This is a genomic window from Sagittula sp. NFXS13 (genome assembly GCF_040148795.1).
GTDB lineage: Bacteria > Pseudomonadota > Alphaproteobacteria > Rhodobacterales > Rhodobacteraceae > Sagittula > Sagittula marina.
In genome coordinates this window covers 67,520-79,464 of sequence record NZ_JAGEMH010000015.1, presented here as the reverse complement: position 1 = coordinate 79,464, position 11,945 = coordinate 67,520, and the positions used below count along the sequence as shown (strand labels likewise).

The 11,945-nt window shown below is 59.1% G+C and carries 5 protein-coding genes and 1 pseudogene; 4 read left to right on the top strand and 2 right to left on the bottom strand.

Translation table 11 applies throughout. The features are described from left to right. Window positions 1-682: 682 nt before the first annotated feature. Window positions 683-1,401, bottom strand: a pseudogene (locus J4E08_RS20375) (transposase). A 691-nt stretch (window positions 1,402-2,092) separates the two neighbouring features. Between J4E08_RS20375 and J4E08_RS20370 the strand changes: the two are divergent. The 4 genes from J4E08_RS20370 (at window position 2,093) to J4E08_RS20355 (ending at window position 8,598) form a co-directional block, all read left to right on the top strand. Further along, window positions 2,093-3,163: an efflux RND transporter periplasmic adaptor subunit gene (locus tag J4E08_RS20370; protein ID WP_349540044.1), complete on the top strand. Its 1,071-nt coding sequence runs from the start codon at window positions 2,093-2,095 to the stop codon at window positions 3,161-3,163. A gap of 3 nt (window positions 3,164-3,166) precedes the next feature. Continuing rightward, complete coding sequence (locus J4E08_RS20365) at window positions 3,167-6,256, top strand: efflux RND transporter permease subunit (protein ID WP_349540043.1); 3,090 nt, start codon at window positions 3,167-3,169, stop codon at window positions 6,254-6,256. Between the two features lie 111 nt (window positions 6,257-6,367). Next, entirely contained in the window at window positions 6,368-6,697 is a 330-nt protein-coding gene (locus J4E08_RS20360) for a hypothetical protein (protein ID WP_349540042.1), read from the top strand. Window positions 6,698-6,705: 8 nt separating this feature from the next. Next, the gene (locus J4E08_RS20355; RefSeq protein WP_349540041.1) at window positions 6,706-8,598 is read left to right on the top strand and encodes a pyrroloquinoline quinone-dependent dehydrogenase; all 1,893 of its coding nucleotides are present in this window, start codon (window positions 6,706-6,708) and stop codon (window positions 8,596-8,598) included. A 277-nt stretch (window positions 8,599-8,875) separates the two neighbouring features. Here the strand turns inward: J4E08_RS20355 and J4E08_RS20350 are convergent, their stop codons facing one another. Beyond that, the gene (locus J4E08_RS20350) at window positions 8,876-11,941 is read right to left on the bottom strand and encodes an efflux RND transporter permease subunit (protein ID WP_349540040.1); all 3,066 of its coding nucleotides are present in this window, start codon (window positions 11,939-11,941) and stop codon (window positions 8,876-8,878) included. Between the last annotated feature and the right edge of the window lie 4 nt (window positions 11,942-11,945).

The window sequence follows — 11,945 nt, the reverse complement described above, 5'->3', positions numbered from 1 at the left end:
TCAGCGATGTGTTGTACGAAGGCCAGTTCCTGGTCTTGTACTTCGTAGGGGCCCAACTGCTCATGTCGCCCAGCTATCATGCCGGATTCACACAGTGAATCCCTGAAGCGATTTGTGCAACAAAGCCCCTATGCACGCTCAGCAAGGTCGCGGACGTGTTGTTTTCAGAGGCCCAATCGCTGATGCGAGATTGAAACCATGTGCTGCGACGATGCCCCCCCTGTCCGTCGCTCTGTATTTTTCGGTCCCCCAACAGCTTGGTCAGCGCCATGTTGTTTAAAGGTCGATCCCCTCGGTGGCTAAAGGCCATCGCACCAGCTTGTTTTGCGGCGTGCGATGACTCCGACGGCCTGCGAGCAGAGCGGAACGCGATGTTGGCGCTTGGATGTCATCCGCGCCCCCGGAATCTTCCAGACGCGACTCTCAAGGTCGAATTCCTCCCATGATGCGCCCCGCACCTCGCTGGATCGCCCCGCGGATAGGATCAGAAACAAAGCGCATCCCGGCTCGCACTCCACAGCGCATCAAGGAACAACTTTGTTATGACCGCGGGCAGTTCGCATCACGGCACCGAGGGGTGATGTGCAACACCGTTCGCCTTGTTCGGTTGTTTAGGAGCTGTGTAGCACAAATGCTGTGACGAGCAGACTTCCCCTTTCTCCTGACGCACTTATCCCACGAACTAAGGGACAGGCGTTCCGAGCGCAGTGCAGCCGTTCAGCAGCGCGGCGCGGACTTGGAGTTCGGCGACCTGCCGATCGAAGTCGCGCGCCATGCGCCCCGGAAAGGAATTTCCGAAGGAAAAGTCCCGAGAGGTTTCGTCTCGGCGCGGCTTCGGCGGTGGCATCCGCTCCACTTTGGTCAAATGGCACGGTCGAGGTATTTCGACGCGCAGGGCCTCGTTTCGCGCGATTCCACGAGCAGTCGATGCTTCCACAGCGACGCGTTCTCGCGAGGCGGAATGACGGCGTGTGCGCCTTTCTTGGCGGGATTTGCGGGGTGAAGGGCGTTCCGGTCGTGATCCCCTGGGTGAATTCAGCCCTGAACGGGCGAAGCCCCGGTGGTAGGCACCGTCCGCGGTGGCCGAGCCGATAACGACATCAACGCGGGGGGCTGGCTGAGCCGTTCAGGTAACATGGCGCATCGCCGACGCTGCTCCCGGTGATCTCCCATCTCGGCTTATTTGCGATGCAAATCGCCTGCCGGGCAGTGCTCAGACACGCTTGGATCTCGGCATCTCTATACTGTGGCTGCTGGCCTCGCATACTGATCGGCGGCGGCACCCAAGCCATGTCCGGATCGAACCAACCTCTCGGGACATTTCGTACCGAAATGCTCTGCCGGTCAGAGGATCGTTAGCGAGCCACGCTCCTTCAGCCCTCCGTTATAGGCCAATGGCAGCTATCCGGAGGGAGGCGCGCTCAGTATCGGCTGGTTGGCGGCGGCACCTGTCTGTTTGATGCGCCTCTGACGTGCAAAGGAGATATTTCTATAACCTGGACTGCGATCTCCCTCGCATCGTCCCGAGCTTTGGACAAAGGCTACACTCAGACGGAGAGCGTCATTAATCAGGGCACTGGCGAACAACGCGATACCGAGACCAAATATATCCAGTCCGATGTCGCCGCCCGTTGGCAAGGGTGCTGAAAGTGGGCCAGCCGCGTGATCCCGAAAGCTCTCTGGTTGAAACATGTAAGAACTCAGACCGTTTCTACTCCACGCCTATGGCGACTGTTCCACGATCTTCGGGATTGCGTCGGCCTGACGTGTGGCGGCATATACTGCGCTCTTTTCGCAAACACTTTGGGCAAAGAACCATCACTGCTGCGCGACCATGGCGCTTTACCCTTGCAAAACACTCGGATGATAGGTCTCTGCATTGCAAAATGTGCGTCAGAACACCATCCCGTGTGCACGAGTGCGCGACGGAATCCCGGGTGTTTTACGTTACTTAATAGCAAACCTACCATTTTACTCGAGAGTATCCATGTCGCCACGCCTTCGCCCTGCCCTCTGCGCCATCCTTTTAGCTTGCGCAAGCTCCGCTACCGCTCAACCAATGCCCGGCGCAGGCGGTCCAAAGGAGGTGGGCGTGGTCACCTTGGACGAAGCGAATGTTCCGTTTTCTGTCACCCTGCCCGGTCGCGCCGTGGCCAGCGCTCAGACCGACATACGCCCCCGTGTGTCCGGAATGATCGAAGAAATTCCGTATTCGCCCGGATCGAGGGTTGCCGTCGGTGACGTGTTGTTCCGGTTGGAGGCGAATACCTATGAAACTGCCCTGGCCGCTGCCGAGGCCCAGGTCAGAGGGGCGGAAGTCGCGGTGCAAACGGCCGAAGCCACAGTGTCGCGGTATGCGCGGCTCGAAGGTACGGGCGTCACAACTGGGGATGTGGACACTGCGCGTTCCTCGCTGGCACAGGCACAGGCCACGCTTTCGGCGGCCAAGGCGGATCTGCAAAGCGCACAGCTTGACCTGGAACGGGTGGAGATCCGCAGCCCTATCGACGGGATCGTGGCGGTAAGCAACGTGTCCGTCGGCGCGATCGTTACCGCCAACCAGACCGACGCGCTGACCACGGTCACCACGATGGACCCGATTTATGTCGATGTGGCCGAAAGCAGCGCGCGCATCACTCGCGTGCGTTCGCAATTCGACAACGGTACGCTGCAACCCGGCGACCGTCTGGATGCGGCGCTGACACTCGAAGACGGACGCAGCTACGAGGACACGGGCTCGTTGGTCACGCCAGGGTTGGTGGTCTCGACCTCCACCGGATCCGTCGACATGCGTTTTGAATTCGAAAACCCGGCCCGCATGATCCTGCCCGGACAATTCTTGCGCGTTGGCATCAATGTCGGCTCGCGTCAGGCGATCCTTGTCCCGCAACGCGCTTCTCAACGCCAAGCAGACGGCACCCTCACCGTGTTTCTGGCCAAAGATGGTGTCGCCAACGAAGTCTCTCTCACGACATCTGGCACCTATCAGAATGCATGGATCGTGACCGAAGGGGTTGTTGTTGGCGATCAGGTCATTGTGGACGGGCTGTCAAATCTGAGCGATGGCGCAAAGGTGTCGCCTGTCCCGGTGACGATCAACGACACCGGGGTTGTCCAGGACGTCGCCCCCGATGACGCGCAAGACGCCGAGCAGGATCAATAAATTATGGCACAGTTTTTCATTCACCGCCCGGTCTTTGCCTGGGTGCTGGCGATCGTCACGATGCTGGCAGGCGCTTTTTCATTCTTGCAACTGCCCGTGTCGCAATATCCTGACATCGCGCCCACGACGATCCGTATCAGCGCGACCTATTCCGGTGCGACGGCCACGGCGGTCGAAAACTCGGTCACGGCGGTTATCGAAGATTCCATGACCGGGATGGACGGGGTGCTCTATATGGAGGGCACCTCGCGCGAGGGGTCTTCTTCGATCTCGCTGACCTTCGACGAAAGCATCGACCCGATCGACGCGCAAAACAACGTGCAGTCAAAGGTCAGCCAGATCGAGGGTCAGTTGCCGCAGACCGTTCGGGACCGTGGCGTCAGCGTGTCGCGCTCAACCTCGTCGATCCTTCTCGTCGGTGCAATCATATCGAGCGATGCTCGCTATTCGACCCTGGAGCTGGGTGATTTGCTGGACAACCAGATCTCCGGTCCTGTGCGCCGGACAGAAGGTGTGGGCGGCCTGAATGTCTTTGGGTCGGGCTATGCGCTGCGGGTTTGGCTCGATCCGCTGTCCTTGTATGAATATCAGCTGACTGCGTCCGATGTCACCAGCGCAATCGCTGCGCAGAATACTACGGTGTCTGTCGGCTCTCTTGGTGACCTGCCAGTTGTCGAAGGCCAGCAGTTCACCGCCACCATTACCGCGCAAAGCCAGCTGACCGGCGTCGAGGATTTTGAAAACATCCTTTTGAAATCTGCCGAAGATGGTGGTCAGGTCACGCTTGGCGATGTGGCCCGCATTGAAATCGGCCAGGAAAGCTACGGCGGTGCGGCCAAGTTCAACGGCGCGAATGCGGCGGGCTTTGGGGTTAACTTGGCCACCGGCGCAAATGCCGTGGATACGGCAGAGGCCGTTCGTGAAACGCTGTCCGAGCTGGAAGCCTCGCTCCCCGAGGGGGTCGAGATCGCCTATGCCTACGACACCTCCCCCTTTGTCGAACTTTCCATTGAGAAGGTCTACCACACACTGGCGGAGGCCGTCGGCCTCGTCTTCATCGTGATCCTGATCTTCTTGCAGAAATGGCGCGCGACACTGATCCCGATCATTGCCGTTCCCGTGGTTCTGGCGGGGACATTCGCAACGCTGGGAGGCTTGGGCTATTCCATCAACACGCTCACCATGTTCGCCATGGTGCTCGCCATCGGCCTTTTGGTGGATGATGCGATTGTCGTGGTGGAAAACGTCGAAAGGGTGATGGAGGAAGACGGCCTCGGCCCCGTTGAGGCCACCGAGACAGGCATGAAGCAAATCACAGGCGCAGTCATCGGCATTGCGCTCGTGCTATCTGCGGTGTTCCTGCCGATGGCGTTTTTCGGCGGGTCTACCGGCGTGATCTACCGGCAGTTCTCGGTCACCATCATTTCGGCCATGGTTTTGTCCGCTCTGGTGGCCTTGATCCTCACGCCTGCCCTGACCGCATCCATGTTGACGTCAGGCCATAGCACCCCCATCGCCCCGGCGCGCTGGTTCAACGCCGGATTCCAAAAGGTCACGAACGGCTACGTCGCTGTGGTCAAGGTTCTTGCCCGCACGCCGCTGTTGGCCCTCGCCATCATTGTCGGCATGGCCGGCGCCTCCTGGGTGATGGTGCAGCGGTTGCCATCCTCCTTCCTCCCTCAAGAAGACCAGGGCGTGATGTTCGCGATGGTCAACCTGTCGGAAGGCACGACCACAGCGCAAACCGCACAGGTCGTTGATGAGATCGAAACCTACCTGACCAACGAAGAGCCCAGCGTCGAGTCGACGTTTTCTTCGCTTGGTTTCAGTTTCATGGGATCCGGCCAAAACGCCGCCATGGTGTTCATCAAACTCAAAGACTTCGGAGATCGTGACGCCCAAGCAGAAGCGGCATCAGCCATCCTGGGACGTGCCATGGGCCGCTTTTACGGCCACCGCGCAGGCCAAATCCTGTTCCTTCAGCCTCCGTCGATCCAGGGGCTTGGCAACACGTCCGGGTTCAGCATGTATCTGGCGGATTACGCGAACAATGGCACCGAGGCGTTGCGTGAAGCGGCAAAAGAGTTGGAGGCCAAGGCGAATGCCGACGGACGGTTTGGCAACCTGCGCACCCAAGGGACTGATACAGAGGCCGTTCTGCGGATCGACATCGACAGCCAGAAAGCCGAAAGCTTTGGCGTCTCGGTGTCATCGGTGAACAGCATTTTGTCGACGATTTTCTCCGGATCGAACGTCAACGACTTTGATATGAATGGCAATTTGCGCCCCGTGATCGTTCAGGCCGAAGCAGCCCACCGCATGCAGCCAGAGGATATCGAGGACTGGTATGCCATCAACAACAGCGGGGAGATGGTGAGCTTTGCCAGCTTCCTGGAAACGCGCTGGGTCTCCAATACGCCGTCTCTGGCGCGTATTGATGGCGTAAGTGCGATCTCCATCTCTGGCAGCCCCGCCGAGGGGACCAGCTCTGGTGAAGCCATGGAGGTGATTGCAGAACTCGCCGGCGAGCTGGATGGCGGTTATGGCGTGGCGTGGACAGGCCTGAGCTTCCAGGAGCAGCAATCCGGAAACCAGGCGCCCTACCTCTATGCGCTGTCGGCGCTGGTGGTCTTTCTGTCGTTGGCTGCATTGTACGAAAGCTGGACCATCCCTATCGCCGTGATGATGTCTGTGCCGGTCGGCATTGCAGGGGCACTTTTGTTTGCCTTGATATTTGGTCAGTCCAACGATGTTTACTTCAAGGTGGGGATCCTGACGACCATCGGCCTGGCTGCCAAGAACGCCATTCTGATCGTGGAATTCGCCCGCGATCTGGAAGTCGCTGGACGCAGCGCCTTTGAGGCCGCAATTCAGGCTGCACGGATGCGTTTGCGTCCAATCCTGATGACCTCTTTGGCGTTCATGTTTGGCGTGCTGCCGCTGGCCATCGCCGCTGGTGCAGGCGCTCAGGCGCAAAATGCCATCGGCATCGCTGTGCTGGGCGGCATGACGGCTGCGACGCTGGTGGGCATCTTTGTGGTGCCGGCCTGCTATGTCCTGGTGCGCCGCGTCTCCGGAGGTCAGCTGAGCTGATTAAAAATGCGCGCCGCGGCCACCGGTGGCGCGCATATAGCTGCAATTGCAAGAAACCTGGGAACCTTCCCTTGCGGAAGTTGTTTTCCTTTGGAAACAAAGGATACTCCGATGCAAATTACCAGATATCCCGGGCTGTCGGCTTTCACGCTGTCAGCCTTATTGGCGCTTGCCGTCATGCTTTGGAACTACGTGGCAGACGTCGGCATCGCTGGTACGGGTGGGGCGGCGCTCGCCCTGTTTGGCACGTTCGCTTTGACAGCCGCAGGTATTTTGCTGGTGATGACCCGACTGCCCGGTTGGGCGCGCGTGACCTTCAAGGTGCTGATTGCCTTGGGCTTGATCGGCACCTCACTGGCGGCTTTTTTCCTGCACGCATGGATCGTCCTGGCCCTTCTGATCGTGGCCACAGTGGCCTTTGTCATCTCTCTGATCCTGTGAGGTCTTCGATGCCCCTGCTCCGCACTCTCCTGCTGACCGCCGCTCTGCCCCTGTCTGCTGCGGCTCAAACCTCCACTGACTGGACCGGCTTTCATGGCAACTTGGCCGCACAGAAATTCTCCCCCCTTACGCAGATTACGCCGGAGAACGTGACCTCGCTGGAGCGTGCCTGGGAGCTTCACACAGGTGATCTGTCGCTTGGCGACGGTGACCTGCCGAAGACCATTTGGTCTGCCACGCCAATCTACGCAAATGAGACGCTCTACCTCGGCACGCCCTTTTATCGCATTTTGGCCATCGATCCCTCTACCGGTGAGGAAAAGTGGTCCTTTGACACTGACAGCACACTCGAAGCGCTCACCCAGCCAGGGTTGAAAAACCGCGGCGTCACCTATTGGGAAGCCGAAGAGCAGACCGGCCGGATCTGTGACAAGGCTGTTTACATCGGCACGATGGACGCACGCCTGTTCGCGGTGGATGCCAACAATGGTGTGCCCTGCGAAGAGTTTGCCGACGGCGGCCAACTGGACGTGAACCAGTGGAACACCACCAACGACAAATGGCCGCTGTCCCTGCTGCAACCGCCCACTGCCTACGGCGATCAGCTTTTCGTTGGCTGGGCTGGCAAGGATTGGGAATACGCAGAAGCGCCCGCAGGCACGGTGTTTTCCATCGACGCCCGCACGGGCGAATTGCAATGGACCGTGGAGTTCATCCCCTCCGAAATTCGCGCAAAGACTGGCACCGCAAATATATGGACCGCCATGACCGTGGATGAAGAGCGAGGGATCTTGTACCTGCCTGTTTCCTCCCCATCACCCAACTATTGGGGCGGCAACCGCACGCAGGACATTCCGCTGGCGACCTCCGTCACCGCGGTGGACACCGAAACCGGTGAGATCATCTGGTCCCGACAGCTCGTCCATCATGATATCTGGGACTATGACACCAATGCCGCGCCGACGCTGGTGGATCTGACAGTGGACGGTGAAAAGGTGCCCGCGCTTGTGCAGACCTCGAAGCAAGGGATGCTTTACGTTCTGAACCGTGAAACCGGCGAGCCCATCTTTGACTGGGAGGAACGCGCAGTGCCGGCCTCCACCGCCGTGGGTGAGAAGGCATCGCCGACACAGCCCTTTGTCACCACGCCGGAGCCTCCGAATGCGTCGATGGAATGGCCGGGGGTCTGGGGTTTTGCCGATCTGATGAGCTTTGGCTACTGCTCGCGCAAAGCCGCCGAGCTGGACTATCAGGGCCTCTTCACACCGCCGTCCGAGCAGGGCTCGCTGATCTGGCCCGGCACAGCTGGTGGTATGCAATGGGGCGGCGGCGCCGTGAACCCGGAAACCGGCATTTACTACGTCAATACCAGCCATGTGGTTCAGATTCTCGAGCTTTTCCCGCGCGAAGAATACGATAAAGCCGCAGGCGGGTCAGCCAATGAGAGTGGCTTCTACCCGCAAACCGGATCTCCTTATGGGTTTGAGTTGACGCAGTTTGTCACGCCGACGCTAGGCATCCCCTGCTGGAAACCGCCGTTTGGCGCGCTGTTGGCTTATGACATGAACACTGGCGAAAAACTGTGGGAAGAGCCTTTTGGCGCGGTGCAGCAATGGGGCTTCTACATGCCCGAAAGCTGGGGCTCCCCGACCATCGGTGGTCCTGCTTTGACCGCCTCCGGCCTGCTGTTCATCGGTGCCTCGATGGATGATCGTGTGCGCGCAATCGACGCTGAGACCGGCAAAGTGCTTTGGTCCGACCTGCTCGAAGCACCCGTGGTCGCGAACCCGGCAGTATTTGAACATGAAGGCGAGCAATACGTGGTCTTCGTTTCCGGCGGCAACACGATCCTGAAACCGGAAGTGTCCGACCAAGTGGTTGCCTACCGCCTGCCCCGCTAAAATAAGACCGAAGCAGCCGCCCTAAAAGCAGGCCGATTGACGAAAGTGTCTTCCCAAATCGGCCTGCACTCGGACGTCGTCGATGCAACGACCCTTGCGGATGGCAGTGCCAAAGCTGAAGTGGCGCTTAGCCGGAAACTATCGGCGCTGATCACGCGCTTATTGCAGGTGGTTCCCCACTGATGATCAACCCTCAGACCCGCTGAGATCTTCGAGACATCCCTTATGAGGCTTGCCTGTGCGGGAAAGAACCGCACCACAGGCAAGCCAAATAAGATCAGGCCGCTTGTGCCTTGCGCGCAGCGGCGTCTTCCTTCCGGGCGCCCGGAAAGAAGCTGTAGTAGAACACAGGCGCTGCGATCAGCGTCAGAACGGATGCAAAGCCCAAGCCCCCCATGATCGTTACCGCCATCGAAGCAAAGAACGCATCCGAAAGGAGCGGGATCATCCCGAGAATCGTCGTCGCTGCCGCCAGAACCACTGGCCGCAAACGCGAGGTTGAGGCGTCCAGCACCGCTTGACGAAACGGTACGCCCTCCGCGCGCACAAGGTCGATCTCTTCGACAAGAACGATGCCGTTTTTGATCAACATGCCCGACAAGCTGAGCAATCCCAAAAGCGCGGTGAAGGAGAATGGCAATCCGGTCCCGAGGAGCCCCAAGGCCACGCCATTCACGCTCATGGGCACCAGAAGCCAGATGATCACTGGCTGGCGGATCGTTCCAAACAGCAGCACGGAGATCAGCACCATGATAATCAGGGACAGTGGCAACTGCTTGCCCAACGAAGCCTGCGCCTCAGTCGAGTTTTCATACTCGCCGCCCCACTCCAGCACATATCCCTCTGGCAACTCGATCGCTTCGATCGCGCCGCGCACCTCGGCGAACACAGCAGAGGCGTTTACGCCAGCGGGCACGCCCGCAAGGACCGTGATCGTTGGCACCCGGTCTCGCCGGACAAGGAACGTGTTCTGCGCCTCCCAAGTGAAACCATTCACGATCTGCGCCACGGGAATGTATGTTTCCGCAGCGTCCGAATAGACCGGAAGGTCCGCGAGATGGGCCGCCCCTTCGTCTCTGGCGCTCGAGGAGCGCAAGATGATCGGTATCAGACGGTCCTCTTCACGATAGTAGCCAACCTGAATTCCGTCGGTCCCGATCTCCAACGCTTGTGCAAGATCCTCACGCGTGACGCCGGCCGCCTTGGCGCGTTCGTCAGCAAAGCGCGGGACAATGGCCAGTTCACGTTCGCGCCAGTCGGTGCGCAAATCCTGCAACTGGTCGGATGTCGCAACAAATGCCGTTTTGGCCTGCTCCGCCAATTCGCGCAGGACGACCGGATCGGGACCGGAGAAGCGCGCTGCGATGGGCGCCCCGCCACCAGGTCCAAAGGCCAGCCGCTCTGTGCGGAATTCACCCTCTGTCAATGTGCTGCGGCCAAAAGCTTCCAGATCTGCGCGCAGCGGCGGGATCTCTTCGAGGCTGTTGGCTCGAATGATCAGGTGCCCATAGGTTGGCAGAGCTTCCTCCGGCGCGTAGGTCAGCATGAATCTCGTCGCCCCGCCACCGATAAAGGTCGCCACGCTGTCCACCTCGTCACGTTCCGCCAACCAGTTTTCGACCAGACGCATGTCATCGGACGCACGGTGGATGCTGGCGCCCTGCGGCAGTTTGTAATGGACATAGAAAATCGGCGTGTTGCTGTCTGGGAAGAACTGCTGCTTCACCTGGCCAAAGCCGATGTAGCACACAACCGTAATTCCGATAAGTGCGAGGATCACCAGATAGCGTAGCTTCAGAGCAACCGAGAGCGTCGCGCGATACGCACGGAAGAGCGGGCCACCGTAATGATCCCCTCCCTCGCCGGACCCTACCTTGAAAAAGTAATGCCCAAGCAAAGGCGTCGCGGTGATCGCCAGAATCCATGACAACAAAAGCGAAATGCCGATAACCGCAAATAGCGAGAACAGAAATTCCCCCGTCGCATCTGGCGACAGACCAATCCCGGCAAACGCCATGATGCCGATGACCGTCGCACCAAGCAGCGGCGTTTGTGTTTTATTGGCGACGTCTTCGGCGGCGTCACGGGCCGATTTGCCCTGCGCCATATCGCCTTGCATGCCTTCCGCCACCACGATGGCGTTGTCCACCAACATCCCCATGGCGATGATGAGCGCACCAAGAGAGATCCGTTCCATCTCAATGCTAAAGATCGACATGAGGAAAACTGTGCCAACAACTGTCAGCAGCAGTGTTGCCCCGACGACCACGGCCGCACGCCAGCCCATGAACAGTGCCAAAACGATAACCACGATTGCAACCGACATGGCGAGGTTCATCAAAAAGTCGTTGGAGGCTTCGTCCACGACCACGTGCTGCTGGTAAATCGGGTGAAGTTGGACACCCGCAGGCACGTCACGCATGATCTCGTCAAGACGCGCATCGACGCGATTGCCGACGTCAACAATATTCAAAGAGCCTTTGCCAGCGACCCCGAGCGTGAAGGCTTCCTGCCCTTGGAAGCGAATGATCTCAGTAGGTTCTGTCACGCGCGCCCGTTCCACGGTCGCGAGGTCCAACAGATCGATGACCTCTCCGCCAACCCCAATGGTCAGGTTGGCGATTTCATCAACTGTGTCTGACCCCTCCGGTGCCTGGATGCGAATGTCCTGCCCGTTCTGCGACACGCTGCCTGCCGTTGTGCGGGAGTCCGTATTTGACAATGCCGCGCCGATCGCTGACGGGCCGATCCCGAGATTTGTTATGATCGAGGTCCGCGTATCGACATAGATGGCTTCCGACGGAAGGCCCGCCACGGCCACGTCCGCGACGCCATCTACTGCCAACATTTCGCGGCGCATGTATTCGGAAATCTCATGAACTTCTGCGTCGCTGAAGCCCGGCGCCGTAACCGCATAAAAAACGCCATACACGTCACCGAAGTTATCGTTGACGATGGGCGTCATGGCCTCCGGTGGCAGGTGTCTGCGCGCGTCATTCACGCGATTGCGCAGCTTCGTCCAGATGGCAGGCAGTTCGGTGCCGTCGTAAATTGACTCGATATTCACTGAAATTCGGCTGATTCCAGGCTTGTTTGACGAGGTGATGAAGTCAATTTCACCCATCTTCTGAATCTCGGATTCGATGGGTTCAGAGACCTCTCTTGCCACCTGTTCAGCGCTGGCACCGGGGTACTGCGTGATGATGATGGCGTTCTTGATGGTAAATGCAGGGTCTTCGAGGCGACCAATCGTGGCAAATCCCCAGATGCCGCCCAAAAGGCAGGCCAGCATCAAAAGCCATGTGATCAACGCCTTGTCGATGGAGGCGCGCGCAATAGACATGAGC